Origin of the sequence: Streptomyces tritici, from assembly GCF_048500665.1 — a bacterium.
In the GTDB taxonomy this organism is placed as follows: domain Bacteria; phylum Actinomycetota; class Actinomycetes; order Streptomycetales; family Streptomycetaceae; genus Streptomyces; species Streptomyces tritici.
This window is the reverse complement of record NZ_CP183183.1, coordinates 6131406-6155797: the sequence shown is the minus strand read 5'-3', so window position 1 is coordinate 6155797 and position 24392 is coordinate 6131406. Positions and strand designations below refer to the sequence as shown.

General features: G+C 74.1%; 20 protein-coding genes. 9 read left to right on the top strand and 11 right to left on the bottom strand.

Annotated features, from left to right (window positions below):
- Positions 1–61 precede the first annotated feature (61 nt).
- Entirely contained in the window at positions 62–2797 is a 2736-nt protein-coding gene (locus ACNJ93_RS28205) for a LamG-like jellyroll fold domain-containing protein (protein ID WP_418960269.1), read from the top strand.
- Between the two features lie 84 nt (positions 2798–2881).
- Complete coding sequence (locus ACNJ93_RS28200) at positions 2882–3568, top strand: hypothetical protein (protein ID WP_418960268.1); 687 nt, start codon at positions 2882–2884, stop codon at positions 3566–3568.
- A gap of 7 nt (positions 3569–3575) precedes the next feature.
- Here the strand turns inward: ACNJ93_RS28200 and ACNJ93_RS28195 are convergent, their stop codons facing one another.
- Both ACNJ93_RS28195 and ACNJ93_RS28190 read right to left on the bottom strand, forming a co-directional pair.
- On the bottom strand, positions 3576–4703 hold the full coding sequence (locus ACNJ93_RS28195) for a glycosyltransferase (RefSeq protein ID WP_418961557.1): 1128 nt from the start codon (positions 4701–4703) through the stop codon (positions 3576–3578).
- Positions 4704–4717: 14 nt separating this feature from the next.
- Positions 4718–5254, bottom strand: a complete 537-nt coding sequence (locus tag ACNJ93_RS28190; RefSeq protein ID WP_418960267.1) for a WcaF family extracellular polysaccharide biosynthesis acetyltransferase — start codon at positions 5252–5254, stop codon at positions 4718–4720.
- A gap of 139 nt (positions 5255–5393) precedes the next feature.
- Between ACNJ93_RS28190 and ACNJ93_RS28185 the strand changes: the two genes are divergently transcribed.
- Positions 5394–6914 (top strand): hypothetical protein, encoded by a 1521-nt coding sequence (locus ACNJ93_RS28185; RefSeq protein ID WP_418960266.1) that lies wholly within the window; start codon positions 5394–5396, stop codon positions 6912–6914.
- On the opposite strand, the gene ACNJ93_RS28180 is transcribed toward ACNJ93_RS28185, so the two are convergent.
- The 3 genes from ACNJ93_RS28180 to ACNJ93_RS28170 are packed head-to-tail and all read right to left on the bottom strand — an operon-like array spanning position 6887 to position 11150.
- The gene (locus ACNJ93_RS28180) at positions 6887–8131 is read right to left on the bottom strand and encodes a hypothetical protein (protein WP_418960265.1); all 1245 of its coding nucleotides are present in this window, start codon (positions 8129–8131) and stop codon (positions 6887–6889) included. The genes ACNJ93_RS28185 and ACNJ93_RS28180 overlap by 28 nt on opposite strands.
- Positions 8128–9951 carry a lipopolysaccharide biosynthesis protein gene (locus tag ACNJ93_RS28175; protein ID WP_418960264.1) on the bottom strand — a complete coding sequence of 608 codons (1824 nt, stop codon included), beginning with the start codon at positions 9949–9951 and terminating at the stop codon, positions 8128–8130. The genes ACNJ93_RS28180 and ACNJ93_RS28175 overlap by 4 nt, the downstream gene beginning before the upstream one ends.
- A complete protein-coding gene (locus ACNJ93_RS28170) occupies positions 9948–11150 on the bottom strand; it encodes a glycosyltransferase family 4 protein (protein WP_418961556.1) in 1203 nt (400 codons plus the stop codon). The genes ACNJ93_RS28175 and ACNJ93_RS28170 overlap by 4 nt, the downstream gene beginning before the upstream one ends.
- A gap of 213 nt (positions 11151–11363) precedes the next feature.
- Here ACNJ93_RS28170 and ACNJ93_RS28165 point away from each other — a divergent pair, with 213 nt between their 5' ends.
- Positions 11364–11864 (top strand): adenylyltransferase/cytidyltransferase family protein, encoded by a 501-nt coding sequence (locus tag ACNJ93_RS28165; protein WP_418960263.1) that lies wholly within the window; start codon positions 11364–11366, stop codon positions 11862–11864.
- Here the strand turns inward: ACNJ93_RS28165 and ACNJ93_RS28160 are convergent.
- Positions 11824–12546: a CDP-alcohol phosphatidyltransferase family protein gene (locus ACNJ93_RS28160; protein WP_418960262.1), complete on the bottom strand. Its 723-nt coding sequence runs from the start codon at positions 12544–12546 to the stop codon at positions 11824–11826. The genes ACNJ93_RS28165 and ACNJ93_RS28160 overlap by 41 nt on opposite strands.
- Before the next feature lie 108 nt (positions 12547–12654).
- Between ACNJ93_RS28160 and ACNJ93_RS28155 the strand changes: the two genes are divergently transcribed.
- The 5 genes from ACNJ93_RS28155 (at position 12655) to ACNJ93_RS28135 (ending at position 16875) form a co-directional block, all read left to right on the top strand.
- On the top strand, positions 12655–13011 hold the full coding sequence (locus ACNJ93_RS28155; protein ID WP_418960261.1) for an ArsR/SmtB family transcription factor: 357 nt from the start codon (positions 12655–12657) through the stop codon (positions 13009–13011).
- Between the two features lie 72 nt (positions 13012–13083).
- Positions 13084–14445, top strand: coding sequence for an MFS transporter (locus ACNJ93_RS28150; protein ID WP_418960260.1), 1362 nt, complete (start codon positions 13084–13086; stop codon positions 14443–14445).
- Positions 14446–14625: 180 nt separating this feature from the next.
- Entirely contained in the window at positions 14626–15426 is an 801-nt protein-coding gene (locus ACNJ93_RS28145; RefSeq protein ID WP_418960259.1) for a TIGR01458 family HAD-type hydrolase, read from the top strand.
- Positions 15426–15809, top strand: a complete 384-nt coding sequence (locus tag ACNJ93_RS28140; protein WP_418960258.1) for a hypothetical protein — start codon at positions 15426–15428, stop codon at positions 15807–15809. Before ACNJ93_RS28145 ends, ACNJ93_RS28140 begins: the two co-directional genes overlap by 1 nt.
- 160 nt (positions 15810–15969) lie before the next feature.
- Entirely contained in the window at positions 15970–16875 is a 906-nt protein-coding gene (locus tag ACNJ93_RS28135; RefSeq protein ID WP_418960257.1) for an aldo/keto reductase, read from the top strand.
- Between the two features lie 8 nt (positions 16876–16883).
- Here the strand turns inward: ACNJ93_RS28135 and ACNJ93_RS28130 are convergent, their stop codons facing one another.
- The 5 genes from ACNJ93_RS28130 to ACNJ93_RS28110 form a co-directional block, all read right to left on the bottom strand.
- A complete protein-coding gene (locus ACNJ93_RS28130; RefSeq protein ID WP_418960256.1) occupies positions 16884–18419 on the bottom strand; it encodes a hypothetical protein in 1536 nt (511 codons plus the stop codon).
- Positions 18420–18443: 24 nt separating this feature from the next.
- Positions 18444–20729 (bottom strand): MMPL family transporter, encoded by a 2286-nt coding sequence (locus ACNJ93_RS28125; protein ID WP_418960255.1) that lies wholly within the window; start codon positions 20727–20729, stop codon positions 18444–18446.
- Positions 20730–21122: 393 nt separating this feature from the next.
- Complete coding sequence (locus ACNJ93_RS28120; protein ID WP_418960254.1) at positions 21123–21944, bottom strand: MerR family transcriptional regulator; 822 nt, start codon at positions 21942–21944, stop codon at positions 21123–21125.
- A gap of 103 nt (positions 21945–22047) precedes the next feature.
- Positions 22048–23286: a serine hydrolase domain-containing protein gene (locus ACNJ93_RS28115; RefSeq protein WP_418960253.1), complete on the bottom strand. Its 1239-nt coding sequence runs from the start codon at positions 23284–23286 to the stop codon at positions 22048–22050.
- 178 nt (positions 23287–23464) lie between these two features.
- Positions 23465–24385: an RNA polymerase sigma-70 factor gene (locus ACNJ93_RS28110; protein WP_418961555.1), complete on the bottom strand. Its 921-nt coding sequence runs from the start codon at positions 24383–24385 to the stop codon at positions 23465–23467.
- Positions 24386–24392: the final 7 nt, after the last annotated feature.

Genomic DNA, 24392 nt, shown 5'->3' with positions numbered 1-24392 from the left:
GGGCACTGCATCACGCCACTGCTTCACGCCACAACGACTGGGCTGAACGCCTGGGGGGAACATGCGTAGATCCTGGGGGCTGTCCGCTGCCCTCGTCCTGACCGTCGCGGCCGGAGCCGGGGGCTCGCTGGCGCCGACGGCCGCGGCGCTCACGCCGCCGGTGGCCTTCACCGCGGACGATCTGCCGACCTGGCAGACCAACGGCATCGTCTGGGCACTGGCCGAGGCGAACGACACCGTCTTCGTCGGCGGCACCTTCTCGCAGGTGCGGCCGCCCGAGGGCGGCTCCGGCACTCCGCGGAGCGCCGTCAACTTCGCCGCGATGAACGCGGCGACGGGTGCGCCCACCGACTGCACCCTGTCCTTCACCGTCGGCAGCGGCACCGCGACCGTACGGGCCCTGGCCGTCTCGCCGGACAAGAAGACGCTGTACGCGGGCGGCTACTTCGGCGCGGTCAACGGCACCCCGGTCAGCAGCCTGGCCGCCATCGACATCGCCACCTGCACCCCGAAGGCGTCGTTCACGCCGTCCTTCCCGGCCACGGTCCGCGCGCTCGCCGTCACCGACACGACCGTCTACGCGGCCGGCGACTTCGGCACCGTCGAGGGCCAGACCCGCCAGCGGTTCGCGGCGGTCACCGCCACCACCGGCGCGCTGCTGCCGTTCACCGCGAACGCCGACGAGCCGGGCCGCGCGATCGAGGTCACCCCGGACGGGCAGCACGTGCTGCTCGGCGGTGACTTCTTCTCCGTCAACGGGGCCAACTCGCACGCGCTGGCCGTCGTGAACGCCACCACCGGCGCGGTGACGAAGGCGTACCCGAGCGGCTGGATCCCCACCAACTCCGTGGTCAAGGACATCGACACGGACGCGACCGGCTTCTACACCGGCAACGAGGGCACCGGCGGCGGCGTCTTCGACGGCCGGATCGCGCTCAACCTGAGCGACTTCGAGCAGCGCTGGCGCGACACCTGCCTCGGCGCGACCCAGGCCGTCGAGTCGTACCAGGGCGTGCTGTACAGCGCCTCGCACGCGCACGACTGCTCCAGCGTGGGCGAGTTCCCCGACGGGCGCCGCTACCACCTGCTGGCCCAGCCGACCACGTCCACCGGCAAGCTCGGCTGGTTCCCCGACACCAACGACGGCGGCTCCCCGCCGGAGGTCGAGGGCATCGGCCCGCGCGTCATGGCCGTCTCCGGCACCGGCACCACCAAGTACCTGTGGGTCGGCGGCGAGTTCACCACCGTCAACGGCGCCGCGGCGCAGGGTCTGACCCGCTTCGCCACCGGCCCGGACACCGGCGCGCCGACCGTCCCGGTCGCCAGCGCCGCGGCGGTCACCCCGAACGCGGTGCAGGTCCGCTGGCGCTCCAGCCTGGACCTGGACGACAGCAAGCTGACCTACAAGGTGTACCGCAACGGCTCGGCCACCCCGATCCACACCATGGACGGCGACTCGCTGTACTGGTCGCGGCCGCAGGTCTCCTTCAAGGACACCGACGTGACGCCGGGACAGACCTACAGCTACCGGGTCACCGCCAGTGACGCGGACGGCAACACCAGCGCGCTCTCCGCGACGGCGACGGTCACCGTCCCGACCTCGGCCGAGCCGTACGCCTCCCGGGTCGTCGCCGACGGCGCGAGCCTGTACTGGCGCTTCGACGAGTCCACCACCCCGTACGCGGCGGACTCCTCCGACGGCAACAACAGCGGTCTGTACGTGAACGCCCCGACGCTGCGCCAGACCCCGGCGGCGGTCACCGGCCCGTCGACCGCGGTCCAGCTCAACGGCACCGACGAGCAGATCTACAGCGACAAGCGGCAGAACGTGACCGGCGCGTTCACGATCGAGACCTGGTTCAAGACCACCACCACCCGTGGCGGCAAGCTCATCGGCTTCGGCAACCGGACCACCCGCAACAGCAGCGACTACGACAAGCACCTGTACATGACCAACACCGGCCAGCTGGTGTTCGGCGTGTACAGCGGCGGCACCCGGACGCTGTCCACCCTCGGCTCGTACAACAACGGCGCCTGGCACCACGTGGTCGGCACCCAGGGCCCCGGCGGCATGACGCTGTACGTGGACGGCCAGAAGGTCGCCTCCAACTCCGTCTCCACGAACCAGCAGTACGCCGGGTACTGGCACGTCGGCGCGGACAACCTGAGCGGCTGGCCGCTCCGTCCGACGAGCACCTTCTTCGCCGGCCAGATCGACGAGGCCGCGGTCTACCCGAGCGCGCTGACGGCCACCCAGGTCGCCCAGCACTTCAGCCTCGCCAAGGCCCCGGCCGACACGGTCTCGGTGGTGACCGCCACGGACGACACGTACGCCAACGCGGGCGCCCCGTCCACCAACTACGCCACCTCCAGCTCCCTCGCGGTGCGCGGCACCTCCGCGTACGAGAGCTACCTGCGCTTCACGCTGCCGTCGGCCCCGGCCGGCAAGGTGCTGAAGAGCGCCCGGCTCGCGGTGAAGACCACCACGATGACCGGGGCGGGCTCGGCCGACAGCGTGTCGATCGTGCCGGTGAGCGGCGCGTGGACGGACACCACGCTGACGTACAACGACCGTCCCGCGCTCGGTTCCGGGACGCTGGGCACGCTGACCGGCGCGACCGCGGAGTCGACGGTCTACTCCGCCACCCTGGACACCGCGAAGCTGTCCGCGGCGCTCGGCGGCGCGTACAGCATGGCGCTGACCGGCACCGGCACCGACCCGCTGTGGCTGTGGTCCTCCGAGGCCGCGGCCGGGGAGGGCACCCCGCAGCTGGTGCTCACCTTCGGCGCCCCGTAGTCCCGGCGCCGCGCAGCACGCACCGACACGAATGCGGGGCCCGGCCTGCCGGGCCCCGCATTCCACGTACCACGGGAGTTCCCCATGCCTCGTCCCCTCCACCGCCGGCCGACGGCCGTCGCGGCCCTGCTGGCCGCCGCGCTCCTGACGGCCTCGGGCTGCTCGTCCGACGCCGGGAAGTCCGACGCGAAGGGCCCGCGGACCACGCACAGCCCCGCCGTCCCGGACCGGCAGATCGAGACCGAACCCACCGCGCCCGCCGCGTCCCCGTCGGCCCTGCCCAAGGACCAGGCGCTGCCCGACGGCGAGATCAAGCCGGTCACCGGCTCGTTCACGCAGAAGCAGAAGGAGTACCTGAGCGGCCGGGTGCCCAAGTCCATGGACCCGGCGGCGGTGCTGCAGACGGGCGAGGAGTCCTGCCAGCGCATCGCCCGCACCGCCAAGCGCGACAGGGACGCCGCGGTCGGCGCGATCATCGCGGGGGACGTCCCGGACGCCAAGGGCGCGATCGAGCACCTGTGCCCGGAGCAGAAGCCGCTGCTGGCCGTCGCCGCGACGGGCTTCCCCGACGGCACGGTCACGCAGCCGAAGCCGGGCGCCTACCGGGCCCTGACCACCGACCCGGCCTGCACCTGGCGGGCGCTGGGCAGCAACGGCAAGGTGCTCGCCTCCGGCCCGTCGACCGGCGCCGACGGGCCCGTGAAGGCCACGGTCCCGTCGGGCACCCGCGAGTTCGTCTCGACGAGCTGCTACGCCTGGCTGCCCGCGTAGGGCGCCGTCAGCGGCCCGAGCCGTACCGCGTCGCCGTCCCGTACACGTCGAGCAGCGTGTCGAGGACGGCATCCATCGAGAACGCCTCCGCGGCCAGCTTCCGGGCCGCCGCGGAGGCGGCCTCGTTCCCGGCCGGGTCCAGCAGGTCGAGCACGGCCGCCGCGAGTCCGTCGGCGTCCTCCACGACCCGGCCCGCGCCCGCCCCGGAAATGTCCCGGGCCAGCCCGTTGGACGTGGTGACCACGGCGGGTGTGCCCACCGACAGGGACTCCAGGACGGACATCGGGAACGGCTCGTCCACCGACGGCAGCACGTACACGTGCGCCCGGCGCAGTTCCTCCAGCATCCGCTCCGACGACAGCGGCCCCGGCCGCTCGATCCGGTCCTCCAGGCCCAGTTCGGCGATGAGCGCGTCGACGCCGGCCCGCTCCCCCTCGTCGGGGCCCGCGAGCACGAACCGCGCGTCCGGGTGCCGGCGCAGGATCTCCGGCACGGCCGCCACGAAGTCCCGCGGCCGCTTGCGGGCCTGGAGCCGGGCCGCGTACAGGACGCGCGGCGGCCCGGACGGGGCCGGGCGCGGCTCCTGGGCGGGGACGCCGTTCACGAGGCGCACGGACTGCTCCAGGACGTCGCCCACCACCGCGTCGAGGCCCTTGCGCTCGTGCCCGGTCAGGTACAGCACGGCGGAGGAGCGGCGCAGCACCCGGCGTACGGCGACGGCGTCGAGGACCTTGGCGAGCAGCCGCTCGCTGGGGTCGACCATGCCGTGCGTCTGCAGGACCAGCGGCCGGCCGGCGCGCAGCGCGGCCAGCGCGACGGGCAGGGTGACGAGGTCCCGCGCGAGGTGGACGTGGACCACGTCCGCGTCGCGGACCAGGCCGTGCGCCCCGGCGAGGAGCGCGGGCGAGGTGATGCCGCTGAAGCCGAGCGGCAGGATCGAACGGGCCTGGTGGAGGCGGGCGGGCACGCCCTCGATCTCCGTCGGCAGCGGCCCGTCGAAGCCGTCGCCGAGGGCGACGAGCCGGGCCGTGTGGCCGCGCCCGATCAGCCCCCGGCAGAGGTTGAGCGCCACCCGGACCGGGCCGCCGAAGGCGTGGGTCGGGCTGTGCAGCGTGACGGCGTGGAGGACCCTCAGCGGGCGGGCGGCGCTCATGCCGGCACCGGGAGGGGCTTGCGGCCGTCGGCGGTGTGCAGGGTCAGCTCCGGAAGGTCGCGGTGGAGGGTCGTGCCGGCCGCGACGACGGCGTGCCGGCCGACCGTGACGCCGGCGAGGACCGTGGCGCGGGCGGCGATCCAGGCGCCGTCCTCCACGGTGATCGGCGCGTTGCGGTAGCGGAAGTCGGCGGCCCGGTGGTCGTGGCTGCCGGTGCACAGCAGCGCCTCCTGCGAGACGCAGACGTGCGCGCCGAGCGTGACCGGCTCCAGGTTGAGCAGCCAGGCGCCCTCGCCGATCCAGGTGTGGTCGCCGACGGTCAGCTTCCACGGCCACAGGACGCGGACGCGGTGCCGGATCAACACCCCCTCGCCGATCGTCGCCCCGAACGCCCGCAGCAGCGCCACGCGCAGCCGGGCCGGGCAGAACCACGCCATGAACAGCGTGTTCATCACCGCGAACCAGAGCGCCTGGATCAGCTTCGAGCGGCCCTTGTCGTAGCCGGCCAGTGTGAAGGCCGGGAGATTCCGCATCAGTTCACCCCCATCGGCGCCTCCCCTGACGCCGAGGCGTTCAGACTATCGGTTGACGCAGGGTGACAGGGGGGTCGTCGGTAGACTGCGCGGGGGTGACTTCTCCGGGGGCGGGGATCACGGGAGTTCGGGGGGCTGCATGGCGACGGACGTGCGCGGGACGGCCGGGACCGGCGCGGACGGCGGCGGTACGGGGACGACGCAGCCCGTTCCGCCGATGCTGCTCGCCCCGCCGGTCAAGCCGCGCACGCTGCTCTCCCGCGCCCTGTCGATCCCGCTGGTCCTCGGCCTGACGGTGTTCATGCCGCTGCTGGTGGCGGTGCAGCCCGGCGCGGGCGTCCACGACGCCGCGTACTACCTGCAGATCGCGCTCACGATGTACGCCGGCGCGCGGCTCTCGGCGATGATCCTTACCAGTCGGCGCAAGCTGCTCCAGGGCTCGTTCTGGCTGTTCGTCTACATGGCGATGGGCGTCGCCCCGCTCGCCCAGGCCGTGCTCGGCCGGGTGCCGACGCCGGTGGTCGGCCCGCGGTCGGACCTGACCGCGGCGGTGGCGCTGATCCTGGTCGGCTGCGCCGCCTTCGACGTCGGCTCGCTGCTGGCCCGCGGCCGGCCGAACCGGGCCTCGCGCGCCGAGGAGCGCCCGGCGCTGGTGCACCGGCGCCGGCTGCAGCTGCTGGTGCTGCTCGCGTTCGCGGGCAGCGGGCTGTTCGTGGTGAAGCTGGGCGGTCCGGCGGTGTTCTTCTCCAGCCGGCAGGAGATCATCGCCGGCATCGAGGAGGCGGGCGTCTCGCAGGCCGACTCGCAGGCGGGGCAGGCGTTCCTGCGCGGTTTCGGCACCGTGCCGGCGCTGATCGCGCTGCTGGTGTACGCGCGTTGGCTGGTCACCTCGCGGTGGGCCCGTGGACGGCCGTCGGTGATCGCGGTGTTCCTGTCGCTCGTGGCGCTGAACCTGGTGGTCAACAACCCGATCTCGAACCCGCGGTACTGGTTCCTGACGGTGATGTTCGCGCTGCTGTTCACGGTCTTCCCGAGGAGCGCGGCGATGTACCGCTCGGCGCTGAGCCTCGGCGTGGTGATGGCGCTGATCGTGTTCCCGTTCTCGGACCGCTTCCGCTACGACGAGAAGAACTACAAGCCGGTCGAGACGACGTCGGTGCTGGAACCGCTGGCGATGAAGGACTACGACCAGGTCGGCATGTTCGCCAACACCATCACGTTCGTCGAGTCCGGGGCCCGGCACCGCTACGGCCGGCAGCTCGCCGGTTCGGTGCTGTTCGCGGTGCCCCGGTCGGTGTGGGCGGGCAAGCCGCGCGACACGGGCGTGATGGTCGGCCAGTGGATGGGCGCGGTGAACACGAACCTGTCCTCGCCGATCTGGGCCGAGCTGTGGATCGACTTCGGCGCGGTCGGGATGGCCGGCGGTCTGACGGTGCTCGGATACGCGGCGGCGCGGGTGGACCGCAGGTTCGCCCGGCGCGGCACCCGGCGCGCGCCGCCGGGCAGCCTGATCTCGGTCGTGGTGCCGCTGGTCGCGGGCTACTCGTTCATCCTGTTGCGGGGGCCGCTGCTGCAGGCCTCGGGCCGGGTGGCGATCGCGCTGATCTGCATCCTGCTGATCACCACCTGGCGTCAGGACAAGCGCGCGCTGCTGCGCTGAGGGTCCGCCGTCGCGGGCGCGGACTCCTCCGGGTGGGTACGGGCGACCCGCGTCCAGGCGGCGGCCGCCTTGAGCGCGGAGCCGGCCGCGAGACCCCAGGCCGCGCCGAGGACCCCGGCGACGGCGTACCCGCCGAGCATCAGGGCGACGGACAGCAGCGAGAAGACGACCTGCACGGACAGCGTGGCCTTCGGGCTGAGGACCCGCAGGGTGACCAGGGCGCAGGTGCCGAGCGCCATCACCGCGTACTGCGCTCCGCTCGCCGGGAGCAGTCCGGAGGCCGCCTGCCAGGTGGCGCCGAGCAGTTCGCGGCCGTACCGGTCGGGCAGGGCCGCGAGCGCGGCGGACCAGCCGCTCGCGACGAGGCAGAGCACGGCCCCGAGCGCGACGGCGGCCCGGATCGTGCCCCGGCGGCTCCCGGCCCTGCCGAGGAGCGGCGGGCCGAAGGTGTTGACGGAGAGGAACAGCACGTTGAGCGGGCCGAAGAGGGTCGTCGCGCCGCGCAGCGCGCCGACCGCGAGCGGCGCGGCGAACAGGCCGAGGCCGAGCACCGCGAGCTGACTGGAGCCCTGCCCGACGGCGTACTCGACGACGAAGCGCCGGCCGAGGTGGTCGCGCCGCAGCAGCCGCCGTACGTCGCCCCGGTGGCCCCGCAGGTACGGGCGGGCCAGCAGCAGGCCCAGCAGGACGGCGGGCAGGGCGGCGAACCCCCAGACGAGGACCAGCCGGGCGGCGCCGGACGACGCGGGCTGGAGGAGCAGGGCGGGCAGCACGCAGCCGAGGCGCAGCAGGTCGGCGGCGAGGGCCTTGTCCGGGCGGCGCAGCGCGGAGAACGCGTAGCGCAGCGCGTCCTGGAGGAGCGTCACGGGCAGGACGGCGCCGAGGGCGAGGAACGCCCGTCCGGTGCCGCCGCCGAGCAGGGCGCCGAAGGCGGCGAGCAGCAGGCCGGCGGTGACGGAGGCGAGGGCGGTGAAGGCGAGGGAGGAGCGGGCGGCGGCGCCGACGGCCTTGTCGTCGCCGCGTTCCAGGACGAGCGTCTGGCCGACGTGGGCCATGTTCAGGCCGAGCAGGACGCCGAAGGTGATCTGGACGAGGGCGAAGTCGGCGAAGCCGGCCGCCGTGGAGACGCGGGCGGCGACGAGCACGCAGGCGATGTTGGTGAGGCTGGACGCGGCCTGGTCGAGGACCGAGGCCGCGACCGTGACCGCGCGTCTCACCGTTCGCCCGCGTGGAAGTCCTCGGCCCGCAGCGAACGCAGCGCCACGGTGTCGGAGTTCTCGCCGCCCCAGACCCGCGGGTCGGGGCCGGCCTCGGGCTCGTACTCGTCCTGCTCCTCGGGCTGCCGCGGCCGGGCCGGCTTGCCCCGGCCGCCGCGCCGGCCCTGCGGGGCGGCGCTCTCGGCGGGGGCCGCGCCGCCCTGGGCCGGCGGCTGGGCGGGGTCCTTCGCGCCCTTGCCGGGCTTGGCGCCCTTGCCGGACTTCGCGGCCTTGGCGGCCTTCGCGCCACGCCGGCCGGACGGGGTGAACATGACGGCGCCGAGGACGGTGCCGCCCGCGCCGCCGATGAGTTCGCGGATGCGCTGGAGGTCGGCGCGGTGCACGCTGCGCGGATCGCAGACGATGAGGACGCCGTCGACCCGGTCGACCAGGGCCAGCGCGTCGGCGTAGGCGAGGACGGGCGGGGCGAGGACGACGACGGTGGAGTTCGGCGAGTCGGCCTCGGCGATCAGGCGGCTCGTCCGGGGCGAGGTGAGCGCCCGCGCCACGTTGCGGACCCGTTCGCCGGGGACCAGCCCGAAGGAGCCGGATTCGCCGGCGTCGACGGAGAGCCGGCGGCGGCCGGGCCAGCCGCTGTCGTCCGCCTCGGCGGGGGCGCTCCAGCGGGGCGCGTCGGTGGTGTTGGCGCGCAGGAGCCCGGCGAGGGACGGCGTCCGCAGGTCGGCCTCGATGAGCAGGACGTCCTTGCCGGTCTCGGCGAAGGAGGCGGCCAGGTTGGTGGCGACGGCGGCCGCGGCCTCGCTGGTGCCGCGCGGGGCGACGACGAGGAGCCGCCGGCGGTCGGCGAAGCGCTGGTCGTAGGCGAGCCGGAAGGCGACGGAGCGGAACTCCTCGCCCACGCGGGGGTCGTTGTGGTCGCCGGCCAGCAGGGTCTCGGTGGCGCCGCGCGGCAGGGTGCCGAGCACGGGGGCGCGGACGGCGCGGGCGACGTCGCCGGCGGAGCGCGGCGAGGGGTCGAACACCAGCCGGACCCAGGCGGCGAGCAGGCCGAGGGCGACGCCGACGAGCGCGCCGAGGCCGAGGCTCATGGGCAGGCTGGGGCCGTCGGAGTAGCCGGGTGCTGTGGCGGTGCGGATGACGGTGCCGGCGGACATGTCGAGCGCCTTCAGGCCGCTGACCCGGCCTTCGAGCTCGATCATGCGGTTGGCCAGGTTGGTCTTGATGCCGTACTCGGCGTCGCGGGCCGCGCCGGCGGGCATCCGGTCGACGACCTTGACCTGCTTGTCGTGCTTGAGCGCCGCCTCGTCGAGCTCGTTCTTGAGCCCGTCGAGCATCTTGGCGCGGATGGCGGTCCACTGCTTCTCGCGCAGTTCCAGGTACGCCTGGGTCATGGCGTTGGCGCGGTCGGCGGCGGCCTGCGGGTTGTCGGCGGTGTAGCTGAACTGCAGGACCTGGCTCTGCGGCGGGTTGGTGACCTGGAGGTCCTTCTGCAGCTTGCCGATGGTGCCGGTCCAGCCGAGCTTCTTCGCCGCGGCCTCGGCGACGCTGCTGCTGAGCGCGGTCTGCCGTTCGGAGCCGACGTTGAGCGTCTTGTCCTGCGAGATGCTGGGGTTGAAGGGGTCGTTGACGGGGGCGCGCAGCACCACCTGGCTGGTCGCGACGTACGTGTCGGCGTTGCTGAGGCCGAACCAGACGCCGCCGAGCAGGCCGATGCCGACGCCGGCCCCTATGACCGCGCGGTAGCGCAGCAGCTGCTTGAACTGGTCGCGCAGCAGCTCCGGTTCGTCGTCCTCCACCGCCGCTCCGTGCAAGTTGCTCACGTGCTCGGCACCCCCATGGCCTCGTCGATCAGTGCGTCGATCCGGGCCAGTCCGGCCGCCCGGGTGAGATGGGCCTCCACATGGCGGGGCCCCTGGGCGCCGAGCGCGTCGGCAGCGACCGGATCGTGCCCGAGTCTACGGACCTCGGCGAGCAGCGCGTCGGGGTCCTCGGGTGCGACGAGGACGCCGGCTCCGGAGCGGAGCACTTCCTGGGCGGTGCCGCCTTCGGCGGCAACGGAGGCGACGACGGGCCGGGCGGCCGCGAAGTAGGAGGTGAGCTTGGAGGGGACGCTCATGTCGAGCACCGAGGCGCGCTGGGTGACGGCGAGGACGTCGGCGGCGGCGAGCACGTCGGGGAACTCGTCGTCGCCGACGGGCTCCAGGAAGTCGAGGTTGGGTATGCCCGCGCCGAGCTGCTCCAGGTGGGCGCGCTGGTTGCCGTCGCCGAGCAGGACGACGCGGACGGCCGGGTCGCGGCGGGCGGCCTCGACGAGGACCTCCAGGCCCTGCTTGAGCCCCATGTTGCCGGAGTGCAGGACGACGGTCTCGTCGCCCCAGCCGAGCCGGGCGCGGGTCTTCTCGCGGGGCGTCGACGGGCTGGAGACGTGCGACCAGTTGGGCACGAGCCGGATGCGTGCGGGGTCGACGCCCATGGCGGCGACCTTGTCGACGAAGGTCTGGTGGATGACGCCGACGAGGGTGGCCCGGCGCAGCGCGTACGTCTCGGCCCGCGCGGCCAGGGCGGCGGCGCGGTCGCCGCCGCGGATGCCGCTCTGCGCGGCGGCCGCGCCCATCAGGTCCTGGACGACGGGCACGTACGGGACGCGCCAGCGGGCGGCGAGCCGGGCGCCGATGATGCCGCCGGCGAGGCTGGGCATCTGGGCGAGGACCGCGTCGGGCCGGGCCATGGCGGGCGGGGCGACGAGTCCGTGCGCGAGCACGCTCGCCTCGAACGCGGCCCGCTTCAGGGCCGTCTGGCGCGGCGGCACGGTGTGGCGGCGGCGGTGGACGACGACGCCCTCGCGCTGCTCGGTGCGGCGCCAGACGCCGGCGTAGGCGGGGTCGAGCGACCAGGAGGGGTAGTGCGGCATGCCGGCGAGCACGTGCGTCTCGTGGCCGGACGCGGCCCAGTGTTCGGCGATCTGCGTCGCGTACGGGCCGATGCCCGCGTGCTCCGGCGCGTAGTTGGTGGACACCATCAGCAGACGGCGCCGTGCCCTCGCCCCCGTGGTCCCGGTGCCGTCGTTCCCCACCGCATGCGTCACGCGTCGTGCCCTCTCCCCCGGACGTGAACCCCACCTCACCCTAATCGTTCATCCGGTCTGAACGGAATGTGCACGCTATCGTCGGTATCTCCATCGCGCTGGGGAGCGCGATCAGTTGGGGGAAGTCCATGATCGTGGGGGGAATCCATGACCGCTGACCGTCCGTATCGCGTGGGTTATGCGCCCGGCGCGTACGACCTGTTCCACATCGGCCACCTGAACATCCTGCGGCACGCCCGCAGCCGCTGCGACTATCTGGTCGCCGGTGTGGTGTCCGACGAGATGGCGGAGTTGGCGAAGGGCCGCCGGCCGATGATTCCGCTGGTGGAGCGCCTGGAGATCGTGCGCAGTGTGAAGTACGTCGACGCGGCGTTCGTGGAGACGGTGCCGGACAAGCTGGAGACCTGGAAGCAGGTCCGGTTCGACGTGCTGTTCAAGGGCGACGACTGGCGGGGCACACCGAAGGGCGACAAGCTCGAGAAGGACTTCGCGGACGTGGGCGTGGAGATCGTGTACTTCCCGTACACGGTGCACACGTCGAGCACGCAGCTGCGGCGGGCGCTCGACCTCCTGACGCAGGAGGCCGAGCCGGGGCCGGCGGGTGCGCTCAGCGAGGGGCTGCGTTCAGTTCCCGGTACCACTTCGTGAGGAAGGCCAGCAGGAACAGCGCGCTCGCGACGCCGAGCGCGCTGTAGGCCCAGCGGAACAGTCCACCCCCGCCGAGCAGCAGGAAGACCAGGCAGAACACGCCGTGGTCGACGGGGAGCAGGGCGACGGCGCGCAGCGTGGAGGGCTGCGGCGCCGGGCTGCCGGGTGCGGGCTTCGGCTTGAGCTTCTCGGTGAGCAGTCCGCCGAAGAAGGTCACGACGGTGGCGAGCTGGAAGCCGAGCGGGACCAGCAGCCAGGCGTCGTCGGTGGTGCCGAAGTGCTCGCGGCCCCGGTAGAAGGCGATGAGCACGGCCGTGTGCAGGGCGGTGAGTTTCGCGCAGTCCACGACGTGGTCGAGCCACTCCCCCACGGGGCTGCCGCCGCCGCGCAGGCGGGCGAGCTGGCCGTCGGCGGAGTCGAAGGCGAAGCCGACGGCGAGGCCGAGCCAGGCGAGGACGCCCAGGGTCCAGGAGGGGCTGCCGAGCGCGAGTCCGGCGACGGCGGAGAAGCTGAACAGGGCGCTGATGAGCGTGACCTGATTGGGAGTCAGTCCGAGCGCGTACGCTCCGGCGGCGAGGTAGCGGCCGGCGGGGCGGTTGACGAAGCGGGAGTAGAGCGAGACGCCCTTCGCCGACTTCTGTGCGGTTCTCAGCTCGGACAGTGCGGTCCCAACGGTTCCCATGGCCCCCCCGGGTCTCAGGCGTGCGGTATCGGGACATCATCGCAGCAGGCGCGGGGGTGCACGGGGTGTGACCGCCGGTTCGGGCCGAGACCCGCCTACGATGGGCGGATGAGCGGGAGCGGGAATGCGGCAGGTGCGCACGGTGTGCAGGAGCGTGCGACCGGGGAACGGCTGGATGTCGCCGCCTCCGTCCTGGCGCTCCTGGCCGACCGGACCCGGCTGGCGCTCCTCGCCGAACTGGGCCGGGGCGAGGCGGACGTGACGACCCTGACCGAGGCGTGCGGGGCGGCCCGCCCGTCGGTGAGCCAGCACCTGGCGAAGCTGCGGCTGGCGGGGCTGGTGAGCACGCGCAAGGACGGGCGGCGGGTGGTGTACGCGCTGCGCCACGGCCATCTGCGCCGGCTCGTGGACGAGGCCCTCAACGTGGCCGACCACCAGATCGGGGCGCTTCCGCCGCACGACTGAGACGCCTGACCGGCGGGGCGCCGGCCTCCCCTACATGTGCACACGTGCGCACATGTTGAGTACGATGGTGGCGTGTCCGCCCTGCTGCGCCACCGCGTCTACCGTCGCCTGTTCGCGGCGCAGGTCGTCGCCCTCACCGGCACCGGCCTGGCCACCGTCGCGCTGAGCCTGCTCGCCCACGACCTGGCCGGCGCGGACGCCGCCGCCGTCCTGGGGACCGCGCTGGCGATCAAGATGGTCGCGTACGTGACCGTCGCCCCCGCCGTCGGCGCGCTCGCGCATCGCGTACCGCGCCGCGCCCTGATGGCGGGCACGGACGTGATCCGGGCCGGGGCCGCGCTCGCGCTGCCGTTCGTCACGGAGATCTGGCACGTCTACGCCCTGATCCTGCTGCTCCAGGCCGCCTCCGCCGCGTTCACGCCCGCCTTCCAGGCGACGGTCCCGCAGGTCCTGCCCGACGAACGCGACTACACCCGGGCCCTGTCGCTGTCCCGGCTCGCCTACGACCTGGAGAGCCTGCTCAGCCCGCTGCTGGCCGCCGCGCTGCTGCTCCTGGTCCCGTACCCGTGGCTGTTCGCCGGCACGACGGCCGGGTTCCTCGGCTCGGCCGCGCTCGTGGTGTCGACGGCCCTGCCGCGCCCGAGGCCGGACGGGGCGTCCGGCGAGCCCGGGGGCGCGTACGCCGGGGCGGGCGCGGGCGTGCGGCTGTTCCTGCACACGCCGCGGCTGCGGGCGCTGCTCGCCCTCGACCTGGCGGTGGCGGCGGCCGGCTCGCTGGTGTTCGTGAACACGGTGGTGCTGGTGCGGAACCACTTCCGGCTCCCCGCCGAGGCGCTGACGCTCGCGCTCGGCGCGTACGGGGCCGGCTCCCTGGCCGCCGCCCTGCTGCTGCCGAGACTGCTGGGGCGCGCCGGCGACCGGGCGGTGATGCTCGGGGCCGCGGCCGCGCTGCCCGCGCTCCTCGCGGGGGTCGCGGCGCTCACGGCGAGCCCGCCGGGCGGCGTCACCTGGGCGGCGCTGCTCGCGGCCTGGGCGGGGCTGGGGGCGGCCTGCTCCGCCGTGCTCACGCCCGCCGGGCGGGTGATCCGGCGCTCGGCGGCGGAGGCGGACCTGTCGGCCGCGTTCGCCGCGCAGTTCTCCCTCTCGCACGCCTGCTGGCTGCTGACGTACCCGCTGGCGGGGTGGCTCGGGACGGCGGCCGGAGTGCCCGTCACCACGGCCGTGCTCGGCGGCCTGGCGCTGGCCGGCACGGGCGCGGCCGCCCTGGCGTGGCCGCGCCGCGACCCCGCCCGGCTCGACCACGTGCACGCCGACCTGCCGGCCGGGCATCCGCACCTGGCGGGGGCGCGGCCGACCGGGGCGGGCTGGCGGCACGGGCACGCGTACGTGATCGACCGGCACCACCGGCGCTGGCCGGAGGGCGCTTCGGGCTGAGCGCGTCGGGGCCGCGCCGGCGTGCGCGTACCGGGCGGCGGGGGTGGCGGGGGCGGCCGGGGCCATGCCCGGAGTGCGCCTCCCGGGCGGCGGGGGTGGCGGGGCGGCCGGCTGGGTACGGCGGGGCGGCGGGGCGCGCCCGGCTTGCGCGTCACGGGCGGCTGGGCAACGGTCGGTCGTATGGGAACGCGCGGGGAGGGTCTCCGGGACACCGGGATCCTGATCGACATCGACGGCGTCCTCACGGTGTCCTGGGAGCCGCTGCCGGGGGCCGTCGAGGCGATGACGGCGCTGCGGGACGAGGGGTACCGGCTCGCGCTGGTCACCAACAACACCTCCCGCACCCGGGCCTCGATCGCGGCGCGGCTGGCCGGGCTCGGCTTCCCGGTCGGCCCGGACGACGTGCTCACCGCGCCGGCGGCCACGGCCGCGTACCTGCGCGCCCATCACCCGGACGCCCGCTGCCTGCTGCTGACGACCGGGGACGTCACCGGCGACCTGGACGGGGTCACGCTCGTGGAGGACGGCGAGGACCCCGAGGTGGTGGTGCTCGGCGGCGCGGGCGAGGCGTTCACGTACGAGGCGCTGAACCGCGTCTTCCGGTATCTGGACGAAGGCGCGCGGCTGGTGGCCATGCACCGGAACCTGTACTGGCGCACGGCGGGCGGCCTCGACCTGGACACCGGGGCGTTCCTGCTGGGCCTGGAGCGGGCGGCCGGAGTGGAGGCGGTGGTCACCGGCAAACCGGCGGCGGCGTTCTTCGGCGCGGCCCTGGAGCGTCTGGGCGTCGGCGCGGAGCGGGCGGTGATGGTCGGGGACGACGTGGAGTCGGACGTGCTGGCCGCGCAGCGCGCCGGGATCACCGGAGTGCTGGTCCGCACCGGCAAGTTCCGCCCGGAGGCGCTGCGCGCGGCGGACGGCACGCCGGACCACGTCGTCGACTCCTTCGCGGACCTGCCCGCGCTGCTGGACGGTCTGTGATGGCCCGGGTGAGGGTGCGGGACGGCGAGCTGGTCGTCCGCCTCGCCTGGTGGGAGCGGCTGGCCGCGCGGCGCGGCGACCTCCGCGTGCCCCTCGCGGACCTCCGCCAGGCGTACATCGAACCGGACTGGTGGCGTGCGCTGCGCGGCGGGCGGGGGCGCGGGCTGTGGATCCCCGACCGCGTGGCCGTGGGCGTACGGGAGCTGCCGATGGCGCGGGACTTCACGGCCTTCCGGCCCGGCCGCCCCGTGCTCTGCCTGAACTTCCGCCCGTCGGCCGAGTTCGGGCGCATCGCGGTCCAGGACCCGCACCAGGACGACGTCCTGCGGACGCTGACCCCGTACACGACGGACCCGGGCCCGTATCCGCCCGCCGTGCGGTGATGTCTTCTGCTCGGTGAACGTGCGGTGCGCCGCCAGGAGTTCCCGTTCCGGCTGTGACATTCCGCCGTCCTGGCACGCCTTCCCGCCGGGCCTCTCACCTGCGCATACTCCAGGACCGCCGCGCCCCGGACCACGCCGGGCGCGCGCCGATCGAACGGAGTTGAGGACACTGACGACGTCGCGCACGGTCTCCGCCGCCGCCTCGGGCACCTGGACGCTCGGGGACCTCCCGGTGCACCGGATCGGTTTCGGCGCGATGCGCCTGACCGGCAGCGCCGCCTTCCACGAGGGCGTCCCGAGCGACCGCGCCCGCTCGATCGCCGTCCTGCGCCGGGCCGTCGAGCTCGGCGTGAACCACATCGACACCGCCGCGTTCTACTTCTCCCGGCTGCGCTCCGCCAACGAGCTCATCAACACGGCGCTGGCCCCGTACGGGGACGGCCTCGTGATCGCCACGAAGGTCGGGCCGGCCCGTGACGCCTCCGGCGCGTGGGCCGCGTCCGCCCGGCCCGACCAGCTGCGCGGCCAGGTCGAGGAGAACCTGCGGCAGCTCGGCCGGGACCACCTCGACCTGGTGAACCTGCGCCTCATGGGCCAGGAGTCCCTCAGCGAGCACTTCGGGGCCCTCGCGGACCTCCGCGCCGCCGGCCTCGTCCGCCACCTCGGCCTGTCGAACGCGCGCCCCGAGCACCTGGCACAGGCGCGGGCCGTCGCGCCGGTGGTGTGCGTGCAGAACCGGTACGGGCTCGACGCCCGCGAGGGCGAGGCGATGCTGCGCGCCTGCGCGGAACTGGGGATCGCGTTCGTGCCGTTCTTCTCGATCGCGGGCGCGGGCCGCGAGTCCGGCGCCGTACGGACGGAGCGCGCCGAGGTCCTGGCCGTGGCCCGCGCGCACGGGGCGTCAGCCGCGCAGGTGCGGCTCGCGTGGACCCTGGCACAGGGCGACCACGTGCTCGCCATCCCGGGCACCGGCGATCCGGACCACGTCGCCGACAACGTGGCGGCGGGCGGGCTGCGGCTGACCGAGGACGAGCTGCGGCTCCTGGACGCGATCCCGCACTCCTGACGCGGCCGTCACGGGACGAGGCGCGCCATCGCCTCGACCGGCAGCGACGGGTTCCCCGCCGCCGCCTCCGCCACGTCCTCGCCGGGGTCGGCGAGCAGGGACACCAGGACGTCCGGCGGCAGGGCCGGGTGCCCGGCGGCGGCCGGGCGGGCGCGGGGGTGGGCGAGGCAGGGGGCGAGGGCGGCCGGGGTCGCGTGCGGATGCGTGGCGATCGCCTGGAGGGCCCTGCGCGGCAGGGAGGGCAGGGCCGCCAGGTCGGTCAGGAGTTCCGGGGAGGCGTCCGGGTTGGCGGCGACGGCTGTCGCCGCCGGGCTTCCGAAGCGCCCGAGGATCGCGCGGAGTTGCGCGTCGGTGAGGCCGGGGTGCGGGGCCACCGCGCGCGCCGGCTTCGCGTCGGGGTCCGCGGCCAGCCCGTCGCGCAGATCCGCCGGGAGGTCGCGCCGGAGTGCCGCCAGGAGGCGGGTCTCCGGGGCGTCCGCGCGCGCCAGGTGCTCCAGTTCGTCCCGTGTCGCCGCCGCGACCCGCGGGAGCACGTCCGCACCCAGGCGTGTGCGGGCCGCCACGTCGGCCAGGAGGCCGAGCGGGATCCGCGGGTTGCGGGCCAGGGCGCGGCGTACCTCGGTGTACGGGTCCCGGGCGAGCAGCCGCATCGTCGGCTCGTCGATCGCCGGGTTCGCCGCCACCTCCTCGCGCACGCCCGGGATGTCGTCGGCGGCCAGCCGCGCGCCCGCCTCCGGCGGCAGGTCGTCGCGGGCGGCCAGGGCCGCGCGGCGGAACCACGACGGCGCGTCGGCGAAGCCCGCCGCGGCGGCCGCGGGCGTCGCCGGGTTCTCCAGCGCGGCGAACCGCACGGCGTCCATCGTGTACTCGTGCGTGCCGTCGCAGGACGCGCCCCCGGGCAGGTCGCAGTCCGGGCGCGGGCAGTCCGGGGCATGGACGAACGGCGTCGGCTCGCGGTCGCAGACCTCGCAGCGCTCCGCCGGTGGCAGGCCCTCCCCGGTGAGGAGCGCCGCCAGCGTCTCGGGGGGCGTCACGGGGTTGGTGGCGGCGCCGTGACGCACCTTGGCGTGCGGATGCCGCGCCAGCCGCCCCGCGAGGTCGGGTGACGTGGTCCAGATCGCCACCTCCGCCGCCACCCGGATCTCCGGGTCGGCGAGCAGCGTCTCGATCACGTCCTCCGGCATCCCGGGGCACTCCGCCAGCTTCTCGCGGCGCATCACGTCCGGGTCCCGTGCGAGCAGCCGCGCCCACGCGGCGGTCGACTCCCCCGCCCGGCCCTCCAGCAGGAGCGCGAGCGCCGCCTGGGGCCGCGTCGCCGGGTCGACGTCCGCAGCCGTCAACAACCCCCGGTACGCGAACCCCGCCGCCGTGAGGTCGTCGAACCCGGCCAGGGTCGCGACCTGTTCACGGTTCAGGTCGGTCCGGTCGCCCAACCGCCGCGCCAGCCATGCGTCCGACTCCCGCACGGCGGCCGCGATCAGCCGGTCCAGCAGCTCCGTGGGCAGCGCCGGATTCTCCGCGAGCCCCTCACGTACATGTCTCACCGGGGCATGGTGCCCCATCTCCCCCTACGACTTCACCGCCGTTTCCCGCTGCAGCGCCTCCTCGCCCTCCGTGTCCAGATGCGGAAGGGTCCGGTCCAGCCATCGCGGCGTCCACCAGGCGTGCCTGCCGAGCAGGGTCATCACGGCGGGGACGAGGAGCAGCCGGACCACGGTGGCGTCGATGAGGACGCTCACCGCGAGCCCAAGGCCGAGCATCTTGACCACGATGTTGTCCGAGACGATGAACGCCGCGAACACGCTCACCATGATCAGCGCGGCGCAGGTGATGACCCGGGCCGTGATCTCCAGGGCGTGTGCGACGCTCGCCTTCGCGTCGCCGGTGCGGAGCCACGCCTCCCGCACCCGCGAGAGCAGGAAGATCTCGTAGTCCATGCTCAGGCCGAAGACGATCGCGAACATCATCATCGGCACGTAACTCTCGATCGGCACCTTGCCGTTGACGCCGAGTGCCGGTCCTCCCCAGCCCCACTGGAAGACGGCGACGACGACGCCGTACGAGGCGGCGATGGAGAGGACGTTGAGCACCGCGGCCTTCAGCGCCACGAGCAGGCCGCGGAAGACGATCAGGATGACGAGGAAGGCCAGCGCGACGACGACCGCGATGATCAGCGGCAATCGGCTGGAGACGATGTCCAGGAAGTCGACCTGGGCCGCCGTCGTGCCCGTGACGTACGTCTTCGCCTCCGTGTCGGCGACGGCCTTCGGCAGCACGTCGTCGACGAGGTGGTCGGTGAGCTGCGTGGTCTTCGCGTCCTGGGGGGAGGCGACGGAGTACGCCGTCCCGATGAGCACGTCGCCGTCGGGCGTGGGGCGCAGCGGCGTGATGGAGGCCGCGTCCGGCACGTTCGTCAGGGACTGCTGGAGCCTGGTGGCGAGGTCGGCGCGGTCCGCGGACGGCACGGCGGTCTGGTCGACGACGAGGGTCAGCGGTCCGTTGGCCCCCGGCCCGAACGCCTCGGAGACGAGGTCGTACGCGCGCCGGTCCGTGAAGGACTCGGGATCGGCGCCGTCGCCGATGTGTCCGAGCTGGATGAAGAAGACCGGGAAGGCGAGGATCACGAGGGCGACCACCCCGCACACCAGGAACGACCAGGGGCGCCGCTCCACGCGCCGGGCGTACCGGTGCCACGTGCCGTGGGCCGGCGCGCCGGGTTCCGCGTCCGTCTCCGCGACCGGCTTGCGCACGTGGTACTTGTCGATCCGCCGGCCGGCGAGGCCCAGCATGGCCGGCACCAGGGTGAGCGCCGCGAGGACCGCCGTGACGACGGTGAACGCGGCCGCGAGCCCCAGCTTCCCGATGAACGTGACGCCCGAGACCCACAGCCCGGACAGCGCGATGACGACCGTGCAGCCGGAGACGAGGACCGCCCGGCCGCTCGTCGTGGTCGCGAGGGCCGCCGAGTCGGCGGGATCGTGCCCGTTCATGATGTTCTGCCGGTGCCGCGTGATCAGGAACAGCGCGTAGTCGATGCCGACCCCGAGTCCGATCATGGTGGCGAGGGTGGGCGAGACCGTGCCGAACGTGAACGCGGCCGCCGTCAGGCCCAGCAGGGCCAGTCCGCAGACCGCCCCGATCAACGCGGTGACCAGGGGAAGCACAGCGCCGATGACGCTGCCGAAGCCGATCAGGAGCACCACGATCGCCACCGCGAAGCCGATCGCCTCGCTGCTGCGGTCGTCGGGCTGCGGACGGGCCAGTTCGCCGAGTGAACCGCCGTACTCCACGGTCACGTCGGCGTCCCGCAGCGGCTGCACGGCGGAGTCGACCCCCGTGAGGTAGTCGTCGCCGAGCGTGGAGGGCGGGACGCCGAAACGGATGGTGATGTAGGCGGTCCTGCCGTCGGTGGACAGCGGGCCGGTGTCGGGGGTGCCGGCGGGCGGCGTCTGCGGCGCGGAGCCCGGCGGCGGCAGCGGGTTCTGGACGCTGAGCACGTCGGGCAGTTCCTGCAGCGCGGCGACGGCGGAGTCGACCGCGGCCGCCTCGTCGGTGAGGGGACCGGCGGGCCGGTCGAGCACGATCTGGGCTCCGTAGCCGCCGGCCGCGGGGTCGTGGGCCTTGAGGACGTCCAGGCCCTCCGCCGACTGCACGCCCGGCAGGGAGAAGTTGTCGGAGTACTCCCCGCCGACCGAGCGGTCGAGCGCCTGGAGGCCGCCGACGGCCGCCAGCCAGAGCACGATGACGATGACGAAGTGCCGGGCGCACCAGTGTCCGAGGCGGTACAGGGTGCTCCTGCCCGGTGAGCGGGCGTCCTTCGTGCGGAGGTCGGGTGCGGCGCTTCGTGCGTTCATGTCGTGGCCGTCTCCGTCGACGTGTCCGGCGCGTACGCGTCGTCGTACGCGCGTCCCCGAGCGGAGCGAAGTGCCCCGCGGAGTGCCCACGGCCCTCATCGCCATTGTTCGCCGGGTCGGCCGACCCGGCGACTCGGCGTCGGGGCGCGCACGAGACGACGGTGGACGGGCGCACGGCCGCGTTCGGGCGCGGGAGCGGCGTTCACGGTGACCGGCCCCGACGCGCCCGTACCGCTGGTGCCCGACGCGCGGGCGGCGGAACGGATGCTGTGGGCCGCGTCGGCTTCTGGCAGTCCGTTCGCCCGGGGGCTGCGGTTCGCTGAGGAGTGCAGGCGCCCGGCCGCCCTGGACACCTGGCGTGCCGCCCGATGAGCACGAGCCCCTGCGGGCCGGTCAGGTCCGGGTCACCGGCGCCTGGAGTTCCGTCACCCAGTCGTCGCGGTTCTCGGGGCAGTCCAGGTTGATCTCGCGGGGGTAACCGGTCGACCGGTAGCCGTGGGCGTCGATCCAGCGGGCCAGGGTCTGGGCGGTGGGGAGCACGGTGTCCATCGAGCCGCGGTGCACGATGGTCGCCGCTTCGTCGAGGGGCGGCAGGTCGAGGACCCGGAAGGGGCCGTCCTGGAGCGGGGCGGAGACCTGGACGCCGGCGTGGACGGTGATCCTGCCTCCGCCCTCCGGGGCGTCCTCGTAGGAGGCGATCCCGGGGCCCGTCGGCGTGATGCCCGCCGTCTCCAGGCGGCGGAACAGCTCGTCGTAGAGCGGCCCGATGACCGGGCCGATGTGCTCGGGCCCGAAACTCGCGGCGGTCGCGGTCAGTTCCGCCACCCGGACGGCGGGGACGTTCTTGAGGACGACGTCGTTCGTGGGCATGTGCCCCTCGCTCTCGATCGCTCGGAGCCTCGCCTCGACCTGGACCAGCCGTGCTCGCGCGGCGGCCATCGCGGTCTCCAGTTCGGCCCGCCGCAGCCGCAGCATGCCGCGCAGTTCCCCGGCGCCGACCTTCTCGTCCACGATGTCCCGGACCTGCTGGAGCGTGAAGCCGAGGTCCTTGAGCGCGATGATCCGGTTGAGGCGGGCGAGCTGGGCGGCGGTGTAGTACCGGTAGCCGCTGGCGGGGTCGACGTGGGCCGGACGCAGCAGTCCGGTCGCGTCGTAGTGACGCAGCATCCGGACCGAGACGCGGCCGTGCCGGGCGAAGTCTCCGATGGTGAACATGATGTCTCCGAGTTGACCGCCTGACACGGTGTGAGGGTCAAGAAGGGAGCCCGCGCGGGGAGGACGCCTCCCCGCGCGGGCTCCCGCCCGTGTTACTCAGGCATCAGTGTCGCTCGGGCAGGTCGCGTTCCGCGGGGAGCTGCGTCGAGCGGGGGGTGGACCTGAGGGCGGCCTTGGCGGGCTTGCCGCAGAAGGCGGCCTCCAGGGTGCCGCCGAGGGCCGTGTTCGCCTCGCCGTGGTTGGAGGTGTTGGCGAGGGCGGAGAGGCTGCGGCGGCCGTCGCGGGTCGAGAAGGCGTACGTGTAGTAGCCCTGGACGGTGCCGGTGTGGCCGTAGATCTGGGTGCCGCAGGAGAGGTTGTAGCGGCGCAGGCCCAGGCCGTAGAAGCGGGTGTTCGTGGCGTCCGTCGGCGTCACCGTCGTCATCGCGTCCAGCATGGCCGGGGACAGCAGCCGGCCGCGCATCAGGGCGCTGGTGAACTTGTTGAGGTCGGCCGGGCTGGAGATGAACGCGCCCGCGGACTGCGCCCAGGACACGGTCTGCTCCGTCGAGTCGACGAGCGGCGCGCCGGCCTCGTCGGGGTGCAGGTAGCCGCGGACGTGCAGGCCCTTGATGGTGGTGCTGGGGTGCACGTACGAGGTCTTGGTCAGGCCCAGCGGCTTGATGATGCGCTTCTGGTACGCCTCGGCCACCGGACGGCCCGTCAGCTTCTCGATGAGCATGCCGACGACGACGAAGTTGGTGTTCGAGTACTTGTACGCGACGCCGGGCTCCGTGGTGCGCGGCTTGGCGAGGGAGAGGGCGACGAGCTCCTCGTAGGCGAAGACCTTGTTCCGCACCGCCTCGAAGCCGGGGACGGTGTGCTGGAACATCTCGTCGGTGTAGTCGGCGAGTCCGCTGCGGTGCGTGAGCAGGTGGCGGACCGTGATGCGGTCGTCGGGGAGGAGTCCGGGCAGGTACCGGTTCACCGGCTGGTCCAGCTCCACTCGGCCTTCCTGCACCAGCTGGAGCAGCACCACCGCCGAGAAGGTCTTGCTGACGCTGCCGACGCGGAAGCGGGCGCCGATGTCCATGGGCGCGCCGGACACCTTGTCGCGGACGCCGACGGTGCGGCTCTTCACCCCGTCGGGGCCGGACCAGCGGGCCATGGCGCCCGGTGCGCCCTTGGCCAGGGCGGCGTCGAGCGCGGCGGCGACTCCGGCCATGTCGGGGGCGGGCGTGGGCGCCGGGGCGGGCGCGGGTGCGGGTGCGGGGGCTGCCGCGGCCGCCGGCGCCAGTCCCCCGGCCAGCGCGGCGATCACGGTGACACTCACGGCCAGACGGCGGTGCAGTGACAAGGACACGTTGACTCCTCGGTCTTCCTCGTTCATGGGAGGCGCGTTGCGGTGGTCGGCCGCAGGCACCATGGATCATGAAGGCGGAAGCGGGCGTTCGGTTCCCGACACGCGGAAAACCACCGGGCCCGCCCTCGGTCGAGGACGGGCCCGGTCGTGTTCCGTGGGGCCGATCGTGCCCCGGCGGTCACTTCGTCGTGAGCGCGGTCTCCGTGTGGATGCGGGTGAGCTTCTCGGGGTTGCGGACGTAGTAGAGGGCGGAGATGCGGCCGTCCTCGAAGTCCATCGCCATGACGCCGTCCAGCTCGCCGCCGAGGCGGACCAGCAGCGCCGGGCCGCCGTTGACGACGGTGGGCTCGAAGGCGAGCGCCGCCTCGAACTTGGCGCCCTGCGCGCCGAGGAAGCGGACCACCTTGTCGGCGCCGAGGATGGGCCGGGGCGAGGCCTGCTTGAAGCCGCCGCCGTCGGCCATGAGCACGACCTGGGGGGCCAGGACGTCGAGCAGTCCCTGCAGGTCCCCGGTCTCCACGGCGCGCTGGAAGGAGTCCAGGGCCGCCCGGCTCGCCTGCGGGTCGACCGTCTGCCGCGGCCGCCGGGCGTCGACGTGCTTGCGGGCGCGGTGGGCGATCTGGCGTACGGCGGCTGGGGTCTTGTCGACGGCGGCGGCGATCTCCTCGTAGCCGAGGTCGAAGACCTCGCGCAGCACGAACACCGCGCGCTCGGTCGGGGACAGCGTCTCCAGGACGTGCATGAGCGCCATCGACAGGTTCTCGGCGAGCTCGATGTCCTGGGCCACGTCCGGTGCGGTCAGCAGCGGCTCGGGCAGCCACTGGCCGACGTAGGACTCCTTGCGACGCGACATGCTGCGCAGCCGGTTGAGCGCCTGCCGGGTGGTGATGCGGACCAGGTACGCGCGCCGGTCGCGCACCTGGTCGAGGTCGACGGCGACCCAGCGCAGCCACGTCTCCTGGAGGACGTCCTCGGCGTCGGCGGCGGAGCCGAGCATCTCGTACGCGACGGTGAAGAGAAGGTTCCGGTGGGCGACGAACGTCTCGGTGGCCGCGTGGGCGGCGGACTCGCCGGACCGGACGGCGGCGTACTCGGGCACGTCCCCG

Excerpts from the sequence above, each read along its gene's own strand:
- ACNJ93_RS28185 (WP_418960266.1), top strand. The coding sequence starts at position 5,394 with ATGGCGACGGACGTGCGCGGGACGGCCGGGACCGGCGCGGACGGCGGC.
- ACNJ93_RS28120 (WP_418960254.1), bottom strand. The coding sequence starts at position 21,944 with ATGTTCACCATCGGAGACTTCGCCCGGCACGGCCGCGTCTCGGTCCGG.
- ACNJ93_RS28160 (WP_418960262.1), bottom strand. The coding sequence starts at position 12,546 with ATGGGAACCGTTGGGACCGCACTGTCCGAGCTGAGAACCGCACAGAAG.
- ACNJ93_RS28200 (WP_418960268.1), top strand. The coding sequence starts at position 2,882 with ATGCCTCGTCCCCTCCACCGCCGGCCGACGGCCGTCGCGGCCCTGCTG.
- ACNJ93_RS28205 (WP_418960269.1), top strand. The coding sequence starts at position 62 with ATGCGTAGATCCTGGGGGCTGTCCGCTGCCCTCGTCCTGACCGTCGCG.
- ACNJ93_RS28170 (WP_418961556.1), bottom strand. The coding sequence starts at position 11,150 with ATGGTGTCCACCAACTACGCGCCGGAGCACGCGGGCATCGGCCCGTAC.
- ACNJ93_RS28155 (WP_418960261.1), top strand. The coding sequence starts at position 12,655 with ATGAGCGGGAGCGGGAATGCGGCAGGTGCGCACGGTGTGCAGGAGCGT.
- ACNJ93_RS28165 (WP_418960263.1), top strand. The coding sequence starts at position 11,364 with ATGACCGCTGACCGTCCGTATCGCGTGGGTTATGCGCCCGGCGCGTAC.
- ACNJ93_RS28145 (WP_418960259.1), top strand. The coding sequence starts at position 14,626 with ATGGGAACGCGCGGGGAGGGTCTCCGGGACACCGGGATCCTGATCGAC.
- ACNJ93_RS28140 (WP_418960258.1), top strand. The coding sequence starts at position 15,426 with ATGGCCCGGGTGAGGGTGCGGGACGGCGAGCTGGTCGTCCGCCTCGCC.
- ACNJ93_RS28190 (WP_418960267.1), bottom strand. The coding sequence starts at position 5,254 with ATGCGGAATCTCCCGGCCTTCACACTGGCCGGCTACGACAAGGGCCGC.
- ACNJ93_RS28125 (WP_418960255.1), bottom strand. The coding sequence starts at position 20,729 with ATGAACGCACGAAGCGCCGCACCCGACCTCCGCACGAAGGACGCCCGC.